The sequence below is a fragment of the Vibrio sp. 1151_11 genome (assembly GCF_029478525.1).
Classification (GTDB): Bacteria; Pseudomonadota; Gammaproteobacteria; order Enterobacterales; family Vibrionaceae; genus Vibrio; species Vibrio anguillarum.
The window spans coordinates 78,427-94,701 of record NZ_SHMN01000011.1; the positions used below are offsets into that span (position 1 = coordinate 78,427).

At 44.2% G+C, this 16,275-nt stretch carries 14 protein-coding genes and 2 tRNA genes; 9 read left to right on the forward strand and 7 right to left on the reverse strand.

The window, feature by feature from the left end; genetic code table 11:
* The first annotated feature begins 170 nt into the window (after positions 1 to 170).
* Entirely contained in the window at positions 171 to 1,616 is a 1,446-nt protein-coding gene (gene nhaC, locus EXZ60_RS10070; protein WP_277435651.1) for a Na+/H+ antiporter NhaC, read from the forward strand.
* Between the two features lie 110 nt (positions 1,617 to 1,726).
* Here the strand turns inward: nhaC and EXZ60_RS10075 are convergent, their stop codons facing one another.
* Positions 1,727 to 2,923 (reverse strand): Hpt domain-containing protein, encoded by a 1,197-nt coding sequence (locus tag EXZ60_RS10075; RefSeq protein ID WP_346780463.1) that lies wholly within the window; start codon positions 2,921 to 2,923, stop codon positions 1,727 to 1,729.
* Between the two features lie 173 nt (positions 2,924 to 3,096).
* Positions 3,097 to 4,098, reverse strand: coding sequence for a nucleoid-associated protein YejK (yejK, locus tag EXZ60_RS10080; protein WP_017042553.1), 1,002 nt, complete (start codon positions 4,096 to 4,098; stop codon positions 3,097 to 3,099).
* A gap of 84 nt (positions 4,099 to 4,182) precedes the next feature.
* On the opposite strand from yejK, the gene EXZ60_RS10085 reads away from it, so the two are divergent.
* The 3 genes from EXZ60_RS10085 (at position 4,183) to EXZ60_RS10095 (ending at position 6,376) form a co-directional block, all read left to right on the forward strand.
* Positions 4,183 to 4,407, forward strand: a complete 225-nt coding sequence (locus EXZ60_RS10085) for a YejL family protein (protein WP_013856392.1) — start codon at positions 4,183 to 4,185, stop codon at positions 4,405 to 4,407.
* Positions 4,408 to 4,431: 24 nt separating this feature from the next.
* Positions 4,432 to 6,237, forward strand: a complete 1,806-nt coding sequence (locus EXZ60_RS10090) for a DUF3413 domain-containing protein (protein WP_017049110.1) — start codon at positions 4,432 to 4,434, stop codon at positions 6,235 to 6,237.
* Positions 6,238 to 6,299: 62 nt separating this feature from the next.
* Positions 6,300 to 6,376 (forward strand) — tRNA-Pro (locus EXZ60_RS10095).
* A 53-nt stretch (positions 6,377 to 6,429) separates the two neighbouring features.
* On the opposite strand, the gene EXZ60_RS10100 is transcribed toward EXZ60_RS10095, so the two are convergent.
* Entirely contained in the window at positions 6,430 to 8,739 is a 2,310-nt protein-coding gene (locus EXZ60_RS10100) for an FdhF/YdeP family oxidoreductase (RefSeq protein ID WP_094128982.1), read from the reverse strand.
* Between the two features lie 10 nt (positions 8,740 to 8,749).
* Positions 8,750 to 9,640: a formate dehydrogenase accessory sulfurtransferase FdhD gene (locus EXZ60_RS10105; protein WP_194567890.1), complete on the reverse strand. Its 891-nt coding sequence runs from the start codon at positions 9,638 to 9,640 to the stop codon at positions 8,750 to 8,752.
* Between the two features lie 525 nt (positions 9,641 to 10,165).
* Here EXZ60_RS10105 and EXZ60_RS10110 point away from each other — a divergent pair.
* Together EXZ60_RS10110 and EXZ60_RS10115 are read left to right on the forward strand one after the other, a co-directional pair.
* Positions 10,166 to 10,256, forward strand: a tRNA-Ser gene (locus tag EXZ60_RS10110).
* Positions 10,257 to 10,481: 225 nt separating this feature from the next.
* A complete protein-coding gene (locus tag EXZ60_RS10115) occupies positions 10,482 to 10,709 on the forward strand; it encodes a hypothetical protein (protein WP_026028272.1) in 228 nt (75 codons plus the stop codon).
* A 74-nt stretch (positions 10,710 to 10,783) separates the two neighbouring features.
* On the opposite strand, the gene EXZ60_RS10120 is transcribed toward EXZ60_RS10115, so the two are convergent.
* Positions 10,784 to 12,736 carry a DNA topoisomerase III gene (locus EXZ60_RS10120; protein ID WP_277435653.1) on the reverse strand — a complete coding sequence of 651 codons (1,953 nt, stop codon included), beginning with the start codon at positions 12,734 to 12,736 and terminating at the stop codon, positions 10,784 to 10,786.
* Positions 12,737 to 12,820: 84 nt separating this feature from the next.
* On the reverse strand, positions 12,821 to 13,153 hold the full coding sequence (grxD, locus tag EXZ60_RS10125) for a Grx4 family monothiol glutaredoxin (RefSeq protein WP_094128991.1): 333 nt from the start codon (positions 13,151 to 13,153) through the stop codon (positions 12,821 to 12,823).
* Between the two features lie 241 nt (positions 13,154 to 13,394).
* Here grxD and sodB point away from each other — a divergent pair, with 241 nt between their 5' ends.
* The 3 genes from sodB (at position 13,395) to EXZ60_RS10140 (ending at position 15,465) form a co-directional block, all read left to right on the forward strand.
* The gene (sodB, locus tag EXZ60_RS10130) at positions 13,395 to 13,979 is read left to right on the forward strand and encodes a superoxide dismutase [Fe] (RefSeq protein WP_010318866.1); all 585 of its coding nucleotides are present in this window, start codon (positions 13,395 to 13,397) and stop codon (positions 13,977 to 13,979) included.
* Positions 13,980 to 14,101: 122 nt separating this feature from the next.
* On the forward strand, positions 14,102 to 14,605 hold the full coding sequence (locus EXZ60_RS10135; RefSeq protein WP_277435654.1) for a VC2046/SO_2500 family protein: 504 nt from the start codon (positions 14,102 to 14,104) through the stop codon (positions 14,603 to 14,605).
* 188 nt (positions 14,606 to 14,793) lie between these two features.
* Entirely contained in the window at positions 14,794 to 15,465 is a 672-nt protein-coding gene (locus EXZ60_RS10140; protein ID WP_026028270.1) for an SDR family oxidoreductase, read from the forward strand.
* A 33-nt stretch (positions 15,466 to 15,498) separates the two neighbouring features.
* On the opposite strand, the gene EXZ60_RS10145 is transcribed toward EXZ60_RS10140, so the two are convergent.
* A complete protein-coding gene (locus tag EXZ60_RS10145) occupies positions 15,499 to 16,263 on the reverse strand; it encodes an MlaA family lipoprotein (protein WP_088729022.1) in 765 nt (254 codons plus the stop codon).
* Positions 16,264 to 16,275: the final 12 nt, after the last annotated feature.

The window sequence follows — 16,275 nt, forward strand, 5'->3', positions numbered from 1 at the left end:
AAATTTAACTATTATCAACATTTAACATCGAAGATTAACCACTTAAACGACATAAATCACATCCGAGGTGTTTGATGTCGATATATTATGCTAACTATTGTAAAGTGCGATCGAACTCAATAAGGGCACCGTTCTGTCCTTAGATCATAAATCTGACAAGAGGCTCTTTTATGACGCAAGCCCCTCAACGCCTACCTAGCTTAATTCAAGTAATTATTGCTCTAGGCTTGTTTTTGTTACTCGCGTTTTCGTTTACAGCTCAACTCGATCTCCCTATCCAACTAGCCTTATACATTGGCTGGTTCATCATTATTGTGCTCGGTGTTCGTTTAGGTCACCAATATAAAGAATTAGAAAAAGCAGCACTGAATGGTATTTCTAATGGTTTAGGTGCCGTGTTGATACTTTTAGCTGTTGGCGCATTAGTTGGTACTTGGATCTCCGGCGGGATCGTGCCGACCATCATTTACTACGGTCTTCAAGCAATCCATCCTTCTATTTTTCTTCTTGCAACGATGATCATCTGTTCTCTCACCGCTTTAGCAACTGGAACCTCATGGGGTGCAGCTGGTACCGCGGGGATTGCCATGATGGGGATTGGTCAGGGTCTTGGCGTTCCAGCACCAATCACCGCTGGCGCAGTACTTTCAGGTTGTTACTTTGGTGACAAAATGTCGCCATTATCTGATTCCGTTATTCTGGCGTCTTCGATGTCTAACGTTGAAGTGATGGAGCACATTAAAGGTATGCTGCCGATAGCGCTTATCAGCTACGTGATCACGGGTATCATGTTTACCTTATTTGGTTTCCACTATGCGGGTAACGTAGACATGTCTCAAGTACAAAGCGTGATTGAGGCGATGGAACAGCAGTTTTACATTACCCCATACTCTTTTGTGCCAGTGCTGATTGTACTCGGCTTGCTTGCGATGAGAATGCCTTCGTTTCCTGTAATTAGCTTTGGTTCATTGCTGGGCATCATTTGGGCTGTGATGATCCAAGACGTAGACTTCTTGCAAGCTTTCAATACCGCATGGGCACCTTACAATATTGAATCTGGCGTTGGCTTCATTGACTCAATCTTAAACCGAGGCGGCATGTCCTCTATGCTTGGTTCTGTAGCCGTGATTGTCTTTGGTCTCGGGTTTGGTGGATTGCTAGATAAAGTGGGTGTGCTTGAAACCATCGCAAAACTGTTTGAGCGCCGCGTGACAAGCGCAGGTTCACTGGCAACCAGTACTATTGGTACTGCATTTATGGGCAACGTTTTTGGCTCAGCCATGTATGTTTCACTCATCCTGACCCCTAAAATCTGTGCCAAGAACTATGACCGTTTAGGCTATCAGCGTAAGAACCTATCACGTAACGCTGAATTTGGTGGCACGCTCACCTCCGGTATGGTGCCATGGAGCGATAATGGCATCTATATGGCGAGCATTCTAGGCGTTGCAACGCTCTCATATGCCCCCTTTATGTGGCTAAGCTTTGTCTGTATTTTGGTGACCATTTTTACCTCTTACATGGGTTGGTTTGTTGATAAATGTGAACCGACTGCACCAGCAGACCCAGCAGACAGTGCTGAACAAGCATCGGCTCTCAACCAACAGTCAGCCTAGCAGAGTATTGCAAAGGTCATTGAACTAAAAAACCATTAAAAAAGAGCTCAACTGAGCTCTTTTTTACTACAAGCAAAATCACCATTTAAAGCTGACACGATAGAACTGGCTTATCGTTTTCTTTGATCAAGGTAGTGTTGCGCACTGGCTATAGCGGCCGCTAATTGCGTTGTTAATAACCCCAATTGCTTCTCCGTAGGTCGTTGCTTCTGGCTAAGTCGCAACTCTATTTCTGACGCTATCTGCTTGAGTGAACGGCAACCAAGATTGCCCGCGACGCCTTTCAGGCTATGTGCTCGGCGTTGAGCGGCCTCCAAATCAGAATGCACCAATCTTTTCAATTCAGTGGCATCATGCTGATGATCTTGTATAAATACGCTCAACAGTAGAGTGACAGACTCAACATCGCCATTGAGAGTTATGAGCATGGATTCAATATCGATGGCTAAATCATCAGAAAGATCCGATGTTTCCACCTGTGGTTCTTCTGTAGACAAAACACGACTGGGATTTATCTCAGATGACGCATCCTCTTTCGCAGCACTGGGAACTTTATTAACATGAGAACGAGTTAAAACTGATGACCGAAACATCAACCAACCCAGCAATAGCATAACACCACCACTTAACCCCGTGACAAGATAAGCATAGATGTTTAAAAGACGATGGTATTGGTTTTCAACATGGATAAGCTGATTGTAAATGGAGTGATTGATTAAATTGTCGACCAAACGTGCACCTTGGGCGTATTGATTCAGTAAATCAGACGCTTGTGCTAATGTCTGCTCTAACTCTTTTTTCTGAATAGCTGGTAAAGATTGTCCATCCACATAGAGTTTATCTAATGCTCGATAGATCCCCGGATTTTGCTCAGTGTCACTGAACATCGCTTCAAATACATAAGCGCCTAACACCACATACATTTGCTTGAGTTGTTCTGGATTAGTGGGATTATCGCGCAGCACTTGTAGGCGTTCAACCAAGGGTTGAATATTAAGCTCAATCGACAAATACGATTTGGTCAGTGTGATATAGCGATCAGTCACATGGAGCAATTGCTGAATATCTGGTCGCCATGAAAAATCTCGGTGCTCAACTTCCAGCTGTAGCCTAAGTGAATAGAGTAGCTGCACATTCAGCGCGATATCATTTGCTCGCGTCGAACGATAAGGCTCTTTAAAATAGAGTGAACTTTTAAGTTCTTCAACACTGTAATGTAACTCTTTCACCGCATGCATGGCTTGGTAGCTTAAATGGCTTTGCCAAAACACAAGACCAACGGAGATTAACCAACCAAACAGAATCACTCCATACGATCTCACGCTGAATCGTTTTGATTTCTTTTGCCCAAACACTGTGATTACCAATTTGTACTTGTAATTAATACAAGCATAAACCTAAAGTTTGGACCGTGCTGAGTTGTACATCGGGAGAAAAGACAAAAAAGAGAGCCATATCAAGCTCTCTTAGTGGTAAACGATTAACGCTGGCGCGTTAACTGTTCTCTTAAATTCGGTGGCGTGCCTTTGATGGTTAACGTGTCGCTTTCAGGATCATAAAAAATACGCTCCCCCAATAACAAGCTATCAAAGCTCACATTCAAACCGCCCCCTGCACCGACAAACTTGGTCAGTTTACGCACGGTAGAACGATCACCAGGAAAGCTCTCTTCCAGTTCATAGCCATGTGCCTGCGTATATTCGAAAAAACCCGTGCCGTCTTGGCTAGCAGGTAATTCACCAGACAACTCACGAATATGAACCTCTTCACCGGCTTTAATTTGCTCATTGCAGTAATCGTAAACCTGCTTCTTGTAACCGATCGCTTCATCTTTTTCTAGCTTAGAATCCGTGCAAAAATCCTGTACCGCTTGCATCAGTACTTGATTTTGCACTTTGGTATCTAACCCGACATCGGCTTGCAGAAAATCAAGAAAGAAATCCGACACTTTTCGACCAACGCGACCTTTGATATAGGCAAGGTAGCGGTTTGAGTTTTTGTCCGTTTCAAAACTTGAGAGGTCAAGACGCGCTGCGATATCCATTTTGTTGATATCAAGATAATCTGTCGCGCTAATGTCGAGCCCCTCTGTTACTTTCAAACTTTGGTTGAGAGGTAAAAGCCCAATAAATAGGTAATCGGTAGCTAGTGACTGATATTCGGCCATCACTAAGATCCCTTCATCAGCAAACGGATACTTTGATAATTCATCTTTCAGCCGTTGAGCACTGATTTGTGAAAAATCGTAAAAATCACGCTCACCTTGACGAAGTTCTTGCAACCAAGTTTGAAAATCACTGTCCGACTTAAACGAACCAAAACCTTTGCTCGCTTTCGAATTAAACACGCGATGCAACTCAGCCACTAAATTTTCGGCAGACGTATCATTATCTAAAGATTGAGAGCGGTATTTAACCACCAACTCATCTTGCTCGTTTTTGCTTAATTGGTGCAAAATCACGTTGGAAAGGTGAAGACTCATAGTGAAATTATCATCGTTCTGGTTTCAGTTGTAAGGCATTGTAGGTTATCATAAGCCGCTTTTACTATCATCATTAGAGTCTTTATGCCTATTACATCTAAATACAGCGACGAAAGAATTGAAAATATCCTGACAGAAGTTGCTGCCATCCTCGCTAAACATAGTGCTTCCCCTGAGCTTACTCTCATGATTGCGGGAAACATTGCAACGAATGTCTTAAACCAAAATGTTGCCGCTTCACAGCGTAAGGCGATTGCGGAAAAATTTGCTCAGGCATTGATGTCGTCTTTAGAAACTACTACTCACTAATAGAATGCATAGATAGAAAATCACATGGCAGATAGCGAAAATACATACGGTGAACGCGTATCACGGTTGGTTGGTTGGGGGCATTGGTTTGCTTTCTTCAATATCATTGCAGCAATGCTTATTGGTACTCGATATATCGTACAATCACCATGGCCTGAAACCTTGTTGGGGCAGTTTTATTTAGCTGTGTCTTGGGTCGGCCATTTTGGATTTTTGGTCTTTGCACTCTATCTGCTGGTTTTATTTCCTCTGACATTCATCATTCCGTCGCGCAAACTATTTCGCTTCGTGGCGGTCTGTTTTGCAACGTTAGGACTCACACTCTTATTAATCGATACCCAAGCTTATCAAGCAATCAACCTGCACTTAACACCGATTGTATGGGAACTGCTTTTTAGCGATGAGACCAGCGCTATCACCGCCGACTTACAGCATCTGTTTGTGGTCATGCCGCTCATTTTCCTCTTACAACTTGGGCTTTCGGAGTGGGTTTGGCGTAAGCAGCGAAAACTATCGCATAAACACGTTGGTCGGCCCATCGCGGCGGTATTTTTCATTAGTTTTATTACCAGCCACCTTATTTACGTTTGGTCTGATGCGTATTTAGAAACATCAGTGACCAGCCAAAAATCAAACTTCCCGCTCTCGTATCCAATGACGGCAAAATCGTTCATGGAAAAACACGGTCTATTTGATCGTGATGTGTACTTAAAGCGTTTGAAGGATAATGAAGAGAACCTTAACATTGTTCGTTATCCTCTTGAGCCTCTTCAATTTGGCCGCAGAGCAAATAATCTCAATATTTTGCTAGTGAGTGTCAATAATTTAAGAAGTGATGTGCTGACAGCTGAAATCATGCCCAACACTTACCAATTTGCGACAGAAAATTTGAAGTTTAATAATCATTACAGCTCGAGTAATGACATGTTTGGGATCTTTGGCTTATTTTATGGATTGCCAAGCAGTTATGCCAACGCCATTCGTTCACAAGGTACCCCTCCGATACTGATAGATGTATTGAAAAAACAGAATTATCAGTTTGGCCTCTTTAGTGGCGATAATTTTGACGACACCTTATACGAAGAGACGATTTTCCGCACTTTAACGGTCTCTAAAGCTCCTTTTGATCAAGAATCGAGCACAGATAACCAAACTATACAACGCTGGCATAAATGGGTATCCGAGCAAACCGAACAACCCTGGTTTAGCTATTTGGAATTGACGACCGTTGACAACTTTAATGACTTTGACCCTCGGTCAAGTAAAGGTAGTGCCAGCGATCGCCTGCGTGCTGGTTACAATAACTCGGTCAATGCAGCCGACCAAGAAATAGGTCTGCTGCTCACTAAGATTGACGAATTACAATTGCAAGACAATACGCTGATTGTGATCACCTCAAATCATGGCGCGGAGTTTAACGAGACAAAAACCAACAGCTGGGGTGCTAACAGCAATTACAGCCGATACCAGTTACAAGTGCCGATGATCATCCATTGGCCTGGGAAAATGGCAGGGGAATACTCACACCGTTCAAGTCACTTAGATTTTTCAGTCACGCTTTTACAGGATCTGTTAGGTGCTTCATCCAACCCTATTGAATTTAGCAGTGGTAGAAACTTGTTTGATGAAAACAAAAGGAAGTGGATTTTAGCCGGTGATGCCCGTGAATTAGCTTTGATTACCGATACCCAAACGACTCTCATTGATAAATTTGGCAACTTCAAGCTGTTTGATGAAAACTATCAACGTCAGAAAGACTCTAGCCCAGCGTTACCAGTACTGATGCAAGGCTTAACTGAATTGCAGAGATTTTACGCCAAAGATAATTAAATCAGGTCGTTAGCAAGATTATCTCTTGACGCTAAAGGGATAAATGATTAGATTACGCCAATCGGACTGTAGCGCAGCTTGGTAGCGCACCGTCATGGGGTGTCGGGGGTCGGAGGTTCAAATCCTCTCAGTCCGACCATACACCTAAAAAAGAGAGCTTCGGCTCTCTTTTTTGCTTTAGTATCTGATTTTTTAGTCTGTTTGAACTAACAGTGGTGCAACTTTGGTTGGGTGAATGACAACGGCAATAGATTTTGATGTCGGGGTATCACTAAAGTCGCCTTTACTGCTCAATGGAATGAGTGCATTTGCCTCAGGGAAATAGGCCGCTACATTCCCTTGAGGAATTACATAGGCGACCACTTTGAAGCCCAAAATTTCACGTTTAATACCATCATCCCACAGTGTCTCAATATCGACTCGTTCACCCGCTTTTAATTGCAGCTGCTCAATATCTTTTTCATTCATGAAGATGACATTACGTTCGCCAAATACACCTCGGTAACGATCATCCAAACCGTAAACCGTGGTGTTGTACTGATCGTGCGAACGCATCGTCTGCAACACAAAAATCGGTTTCTTGGTCATCTGCTGAGTTTTGAGCGGAACGATAGATTCAGGAAGTGCATTGCTGCTTATCTGCGCTTTTCCTGTGGGCGTTTTCCAATTAAATTCACGCGCTGAATTACCAAGATAAAAACCGCCAGGCCCTTTGAGCCGCTGATTAAAATTGGCAAATCCTGGGATAATCTTTTCAATCAAATCTCGAATGTTATCGTAATTATCGGCCATGGATTGCCAATCGATTGGATTTCCCTCCCCTAAGGTCGCTTTTGCCATTCCTGCGATAATGGCAGGCTCTGAGCGCATCATCTCTCCTGTAACATCAATTCGCCCAGAAGAGGCATGAACCATGGAGAATGAGTCTTCAACGGTAATTTTCTGTGGCCCCTGAGCCTGAATATCAATATCTGTCCGACCTAAACAAGGCAGGATCAACGCATCCTTGCCCGGGTTGACATGACTCCGATTCAGTTTAGTCGCAATGTTTACGGTCAAATTACAGTTTTTCATTGCTTGTGCGACACGCTCGGTATCGGGCGCAGCAGCAACGAGGTTTCCTCCTAAACCGATAAAGACTCTACTTTCACCCCGTAGCATCGCCTCAATAGCATTAACTACATTATGGCCATGCGCTTTTGGTGGCGTAAAGCCCAGTACTTTTTCAATATTGTCGAGTAGAAATTCAGGCGGTTTTTCATTAATTCCAACCGTGCGGTCACCTTGCACATTTGAGTGACCACGGACAGGACATACCCCAGAACCATCCTTACCAATTTGGCCAAACAGTAATTGTAGATTGACCAACTCTTGTATGGTTGCCACCGAATGCTTATGCTGAGTCACCCCCATTGCCCAAGTTACGATCACGCGTTTAGCGCCTTGGTAAATATCTGCCACCAGCTCTAGCTCTTGTTGCGTGAGCCCAGATTGTTCAATAATACTTGACCACGGCGTAGCCTGCACCATGGCTAAATAAGACTCCATCCCTTCGGTATGCTGGGCAATGAAATCAAGATCGAATATCGATTCACCGCAGGCCTGTGCTTGCTGATGACGAGCAAGAAGAATTTTCACTAAGCCACGAACCGCCGCCATGTCTCCGCCTAATTTAGGAGTGAAATAATGGCTAGTGGTCGGTGTTGAACCATTGCTTAACATTTCAAAAGGATTTTGCGGGTTAGTAAAACGCTCCAATCCTCGCTCTTTTAAATTATTAAACGCAACAACCCGAGCGCCACGCTTATAGGCTGACGCCAGTGTTTCCAACATACGAGGGTGATTCGTTCCTGGGTTTTGTCCAAATAAAAGAATCGCATCGGATTCTTCAAAATCCTCAATAGTCACAGTTCCCTTACCAATGCCAATCGAGCGAACCAAGGCGACGCTCGTCGCTTCATGGCACATGTTTGAGCAATCAGGAAAATTATTGGTACCAAACCGGCGCGCAAACAACTGGTATAGAAATGCAGCTTCATTACTCGCGCGGCCTGATGTATAAAATTCCGCCTGATTTGGACTAGCGAGTTGATTGAGGTGTTGTGCAACCAGTGCAAACGCCTCATCCCAGCTGATTGGCTCATAGTGATCCGTTTGAGCGTTATAGCGCATTGGTTCCGCTAAACGCCCTTGAGATTCGAGAAAATAGTCACTCTGCTTATTGAGCCAAGTGACCGAATATTGCTTAAAGAAATCCGCCCCAACGCGTCGAGAAGTGGCTTCCCAGTTGACGGCCTTAGCGCCATTTTCGCAAAAACGAAAACGCCCTGGGACATGTTTTTCACCCCAAGCACAGCCCGGACAGTCAAAACCATGGTCTTGGTTGGTTTTTAAAAGATTGGAAATATTTTTGGCAACATTATGACTTTTCAATAGATGATGCGCGGTGCTTTTTAGCGCTCCCCAACCACCAGCCGAACCGGTATACTGTTTAATACTCATATTCTTCTTCTCACTCTTTCACTGACTGCAAACGTGCATGACCATGGTATATATTGAACTGATTTTTTTTGATAAAACCAATCAGTGTCATATCAAACTGACGCGCCATATCGAGCGCTAAACGTGATGGCGCACCAACAGCCACCACCACTGAAATGCCAGCAATGGCCGCTTTTTGCATTAACTCAAAACTCACTCGGCCACTAAGAATCAATACCCCTTGCGGGTGCCAACGTTGCTCACTCAAAATTCGACCAATCAACTTATCCACTGCGTTATGGCGGCCCACATCTTCGGCAACGGCAATCAACTCGCCATTCACGAAGTAACCCGCACCATGCACCGCCCCCGTTTTTGCAAACAGTGGTTGATGAACAAGAAGCAGATTAGGAAGCGCAATAACAACATCAGAAGAGAGCCATTTCGGGCTATCATCAACACGAATTTCTCGCCTCAAACTCAAGGCTCGGATGGATGTCATACCGCAAATGCCACAGCTCGACTGGCTCATATAACGACGGGCCTGATGCTGAATCACATCAGTGTATGGATGATTGAGCGTGACCAACCAGTGATTCTGGCCATGCCGTGATTCGTCGTCAACCAATTCCATATTGAGTATATGGTCATATGAATCGATCACTTGCTGCGTGTAAAGTAAGCCACCGATGAGATGAGCATCGTCACCGGGCGTTCGCATTGTCATGCTCCACTCTTCGATATGCAGCTTGTTAGTAACCGTATCATTCCATTGCAAACTGATTTGTAAAGGCTCTTCAATAGCAAGAATATCGTATTCATTTTGAAACCCTATTTTGGAATCAAAACGTTGGCGATAAATGCGTTCAGTCCCCTCAGGTTGAGCATCATGAGGGTCATTGGTTGTCGTTTCTTCTAGCATGGTTCTTTTTATTGACTGATTTCAATCATCAGCATAGGTGAGTGCAAGATAAACTCCTGCAAACACTTTGTACTTAATGATTGGAAATGGAAGTAGTGCCTTAAACACAGGAAGCTGCAAATTACTCCTCACCTTGCGCAGGGTCAAGAAAGCCATCTTTTGGTTATGGTTCAGATTTAGTACCATTTCCCTGCCAGTTTTAGCTTGTTACCCGTCATTCCCAGAGGTTCGAGCATTATATGAACATAAAAGCATAAAAAAGAAATAACATTCCATTTATGAAACTCCGGCAGCCTGATACGACAAGAGAGCATCAGGCAAACATCGTAAGAATTCACCGTTAAGCTAGCAACCAAATCAAAAATGCGCCATAACGAAGTACGCATTAATGTACGTTTTTTCTCCAACAAGGCGCTAAGAATCAAGCTATTAGTGGGAAATTATCGGCAATTGTATACAAAACCAGCAAACGATCAGCTCAATACTTTACAAAGTAAAATTGCCTCGCTATTATGCGCACCACACGGAGAGATGGCTGAGTGGTTTAAAGCACCGGTCTTGAAAACCGGCGATGGTTAATAGCTATCCTAGGGTTCAAATCCCTATCTCTCCGCCACTTTTAAGAAAAGCCGCTGTTTTTACAGCGGCTTTTTCGTATCTGATTAACATCATTTTCTCATACTGATTTTTTATTCCACGCACCAGTTGCCATTCATTAGATAAGTACCCTCTCCATTCATCACATACCAAAGGTGTATTTTTTATAAACTGGCATCAAATATGCTTTCCATTATTCAACGGTTATGTCGTAATTAATGGCATGGTTAGAGAGGAGAAGTGTATGAGCCATCTCTATAAGATTGAATCCTACAGTGAAGAAGCGGTCAGCTCGATTGCCCAGTTTATCCGTTCTAAAGGTGGAAGATGCTGTATTGCTGGTTTTGCCGTGATAACAAGCCACCCTTTTCAAGAGCGCGAGGCGTGGCGTTTACTACCACTTGTCGGCAAAGTGACTGACAATGTAACCGATTGGGATACCAGCCTTTTTTATCGAAAATGTGATAATTAGCTCGTCAGGTCGGTGAATATCTTACCTAATTCGCAGGCCTCAGCTTACTTAGCGACCGATTCTTTGATGTCATTTTATTGAGCCGAATTACGTTGATAACGCGTGGTTTTGCTGGATTTACGTATCTTTCGTTTGAATGCAGGGCGCTCCACTTTGGGCAATGAGCGAAGCGACTCTGGCACTGCGCCCGATTTCGCCTGTTCCATGATCTGAATAATGCGCTCTTGCAGCACTTGCATAAAGGGTTGATACGCTTGCCCACGTTCAGCCATCGCTTGCAATTGATGCTCCCAATGGGCGGTCATATCCGGATAAGTTGATTCATTTGGCAGCGCATGAATTAAACCCCTTCCCGCTGGCGAGCTTAGGATCAGCTTACCTTGACGTGTTAAGAGTTGCCGCTTGAATAAAGTGTCAAGGATCCCCGCTCGCGTCGCTTCCGTACCCAAACCATCGGTTTCACGTAAGATTTTTTTCAGCTCTTTATCTTCAACATAGCGAGCAATTCCCGTCATCGCTTGTAGTAAAGTCGCTTCAGTAAAATGACGAGGAGGCTCGGTTTTTCGATCGTGAATCTCCCCTTCTCGACACGTCAGCACCGTCCCTTTACTCAGTGGTGGAACGGCATCGACTCCGTTCTCTTCTTCATCGACTTTGCCTAACAAACTCTTCCAACCGGTTTCAACCAGTTGTCGCCCTGACGCAACAAAAAAGCCACCCGCAATATCAAACACCAGCTTGGCTTCCGCGTACACGGCGGCGGGATAAAATTGCATCAAGTATTGGCGCGCAATCAATTGGTATATTTTCATCTCATTTCCCGACAAGGCATTGACGGATGCCTGCTTTGGTGTGGGAATAATGGCATGGTGCGCGTCCACTTTCTTATCGTTCCATGCTTTGGATTTAAGAGCTAAGTTTGCGCCACTGACCGCCGTTAACAACTCTTTGGCGTTGCACGCGATAGCTTGAGTTACTGACGAAGCTTGAGCGTAATGTTCTTGTGGTAAGTAACGACAATCTGAGCGCGGATAGGTGATTAATTTATGCTTCTCATACAGAGATTGGCAAGTGTCTAACACTTGCTGGGCGCTCATTGCAAAGCACTTCGCTGCATCAATTTGCAGTGCAGATAAGGAATAAGGTAACGGCGCGGCTTGCTTAGTTTGCTTTTGTTCGGCTTCAATCACTGTGGCGGGTTGCCCTGCGATGCGCTGTGCGACATTTTCCACCAACTTGCGGTTTAAGACTCGCCCTTCTTCATCTTGCCACGGCTGGCAAGCATCGCTGGGTTTCCAGCGCGCACGGATATCAAACGCCACTTGATCAGTTTGATAAGGGATTAACGCATGTAATGTAAAATAGTCTCGCGGGATGAAGTTTTCTATCTCCTCATCCCGACGTACCACAAGCCCTAGAATAGGAGTTTGTACCCGTCCAACCGACAAGACACCTTGATAGCCCGCTTTCTGCCCCAGCAAAGTATAAGCCCGTGACATATTCATGCCATACAACCAATCGGCTCTTGAACGCGCGAGCGCTGAAACCGATAAAGGGATGAATTCGCGGTTACTGCGCATCTGTTTCAGTGCACGCTGCACGGCTGGAAGGTTTAAATCGCTGATCAGTAGCCGCAATGCTTGCTCTTTTTTACTTTGGCTTACTTTGCAATAATCAATCACTTCATCAACTAATAGTTGCCCTTCGCGATCCGGGTCTCCTGCATGGATAATTTGCGATGCTTCTTTCAAAAGCTGACGAATCACAGTCAACTGTTTGCTCGATGTTTTGCGCGGTCTAAGCTGCCACTGTGAAGGAATGATAGGTAAGTCGAGTAAATTCCACTTTTTATAGCGTTCATCATAAACATCCGGCTCAACTTGCTCGAGTAAATGCCCAATACACCAAGTAACGATGTCACCATTCGCACAACGAATGAAACCTTGATCTTTCTTGTGTGGTTTCGGCAGAGCATCGGCTATAGCGCGCCCTAAGCTGGGCTTTTCAGCAATGAATAAACGGGTCATAAACTCAAATCAACGCAAAAAAATAAGGCCACATTAACCAATGTGACCTTAATAAATCAAGAAAAACTGTTATTTTATACAGTATTACCCTTCATTGCCTGCACGTGCAGCGGCTTCTTTCACTAAAGGTTGCAGTTCGCCTTTTTGGAACATTTCGATAATGATGTCACAACCACCAATCAACTCACCTTCAATCCACAATTGTGGAAAAGTAGGCCACTGTGCGTATACAGGCAGCTCAGCGCGGATATCTGGGTTTTGCAGAATATCCACATAAGCAAATTTCTCACCGCAAGCCATCAAAGCCTGCGCAGCTTGAGAAGAAAATCCGCAACTTGGTAGCTTAGGAGAGCCTTTCATGTATAGCAGAATGGCATTTTCTTCAAGTTGCTGTTTAATTTTATCAATAGTTTCCATTGCTTCCTCTTAATGGGATAGTGCGGTTTGTTACTGACATTCTAAATCATTAATAGAGAATAAAAAGCACATATTATTTATGGATATCCTGCCTATACAACAATTTTCAATATTAGGACTTTTAATAAAGTAAAAACTTGCTAAAATACCTTCAAGTCAGTCGTATCGACGAATATCATTATAATATCTGGAAGCTACTGAAAGAGACTTTCACTCTTTCTACACAACGGAGAATCGAGCAATGTCATTCGAATTACCAGCTTTGCCTTACGCTAAAGACGCTCTAGAACCACACATTTCAGCCGAAACACTAGATTTCCACCACGGTAAGCACCACAACACTTACGTTGTGAAGCTTAACGGCCTTATCCCTGGCACTGAATTTGAAGGTAAATCTCTCGAAGAGATCATCAAGACTTCAACTGGTGGCGTATTTAATAACGCCGCTCAAATTTGGAACCACACCTTCTATTGGCACTGCCTTGCACCAAATGCAGGTGGCGAACCAACAGGTGCCGTTGCAGACGCAATCAACGCCGCATTTGGTTCTTTTGAAGCTTTTAAAGCAAAATTCACTGACTCAGCGATCAATAACTTTGGTTCATCTTGGACTTGGTTGGTGAAAAATGCGGATGGCTCTTTAGAGATCATCAACACTTCAAATGCAGCCACACCACTGACTCACGAAGGTGTGACTCCGCTACTGACGGTTGATCTGTGGGAACACGCTTACTACATCGATTACCGTAACCTACGCCCTGACTACATGAATGGTTTCTGGGCACTGGTTAACTGGGCATTCGTTGCAGAAAACCTAGCAAAATAACCTTTTCCCCTTGGATTGGTATTTAGTCATATGAAAAGCCTGCTTTATCGCAGGCTTTTTTGTTATTTTATCTAAAGTTATCTGCTTTCTCGCCGCTAAAAGTGCATCGGTTGGAGAGGCAAATGCAAGTACATACATTAGATAAAGCCAGTATTATAAACGAGCTTCAATTTGGCTCGGGGCTAAGCCATGCTGTCCAGCAAGGACGCCGTGCGGACTTTGCACTCATACTGTCGATGTTTTCTAACGATGTACGCGACAACACTCCTGTTGAACGTATTGAAAACCCACCCACTAGCGATGAATTGTTACGTAAGCGATTTGAGCTTACGGAGCCTCAAGCACTGCGTTCCGACCAAAGCTCTTACACTGTTTCAGCAAAACAGGCCGAGCTTTTCCATCACGGAGGACTCGCCAGTGCGAAACTCAGCCACTACTTGACTCCTGAAGTACTCGCCTATTTGCCTGAAGATACGCATGATTTACCCGAAGAGGTATATCTTAATCTGTCAGGACATGAGCGAAGGCATCTTGCCTCCCCCTCAAACGTTGAGCTCTTAGTTGCCGATCTGTCGGTTCAACTCACCGTTGCCCACCGGCGAGATCAGATCCGCACCCAAGTTTGATGTCTTGTATGTAACACAAAACGACATTCTCTAGATCAGAATGTGAGTATGAGCGAAAAAAACACATACCACGCTCGCTTAGGCTGAGTAATTTGATGTTATTCACACCCTACCCACAGTTAATCAACCATCCTATTGAGACTAAATCCCGCTACAACAATAAAACAAACAATAGGGTGAGGCACCCAATGGATATAAAAAGTGCAATAATATTAATCACTTCAGCAAGTTCGATGCTTGGTAGCACGCTGGCCGTTCATTTCGCACATTTAGGTGCAAAAATTATTTTGTGTGACCAAGACAAATTTGGGTTAATGGAAACCTTTGCTCGTTGCAAAGCGATCTCTCAGGATGTTCATTATTACCACACACCAGATTACTCTTTAGAAACGATCCATCGGCTGTTCGATTTTATTGATCAAACCTATCATGGGGCACCGGATGTACTGGTCAATAATTGGCCAAATGCATCCCTCCCCCCCTTGATAGGTGAACAACGAGCTGAAGTCTTTCTTCAGAAGCTCGCCATGATGGCCTCAACTTTATTCACTTTTGGTCAAGCCAGTGCTGAGCGAATGCGTATTAACAACAAGCCAGGTGTGATTGTGAACGTCATTTCTCAAAATGATGAGTATGACCTAGCGGGAATTGAAAATGCGAATTCTATGGTTTCTGGTTTCACGCAGAGTTGGGCAAAAGAACTAACCCCTTTCAACATAAGGGTCGGAGGCGTAGTGCCTAGCGCAAAAGGTGATGTAGATGAGAAGCCCCATTGGGCTGAGCTGCAAGATGAATTGATCCGCAATACGGAATACATCGTCGCTAACGAATACTTTAGCGGACGTGTGATGTCGGCCTAGCTAGCAGTACAAGGCCGACCTACATGGGTATGATTAAAACCCTTCTTCCAGATAATCGTCGAGATACTCTTCTTCCGATTCATCATACGTTTGGGTATCAATTTCTGCTTTAAAATCTTGGCGTTGTAAATAAACATCGCGAGTTAATGAATATGGATCTGGGGAGTTTTCCAACGTCACTTCTTGAGGAACGAGCCTTGCTCGGGTCTCCAATCCTTCAAGAGCCCATTTGCCTAGGCCAGCCCAGACATTGAGATAAGAAAGTGGTACATACAAGCCATCCACAACATCTGTGGTTTCTCGAATCGTGTAGGGCCCGTATCCAGGAATCATTAAATATGGACCATTACCAACACCATAATGACCTACCGCATCACTAAACGCTTTTTCATTGTGTTTGGTGATGCCCGCTTCTGACGCAATATCAATCATCCCAAACAGGCCTAAGGTGCTATTAATCCAAAAGCGGTTAAAGTGGTCAACGGCTTTCGTGCCATTACCCATCAATATGTTGTTGATAATGCTTGAAGGTTCATCAAAGTTTGACAGAACATTGGCGATCGTTTTTCTAATTGGGTGTGGAATGTAATCCACGTAGGCAATCGCAACAGGGCGAACCAAGTATGGATCGATATAATCGTAGTTGATTGTCCACATTGATCGGTTAAAAACCTCAAAAGGATCGCCCGACTGCGTTTGATTTGATTCGGCTGACGTTGAATCCGGAGCGCTTGCACACCCTGCTAATACGAAAAGGAACAGCATAGGGCATATCAGTCGGGATAGGCGGCTTATCATTATTTATTTCCA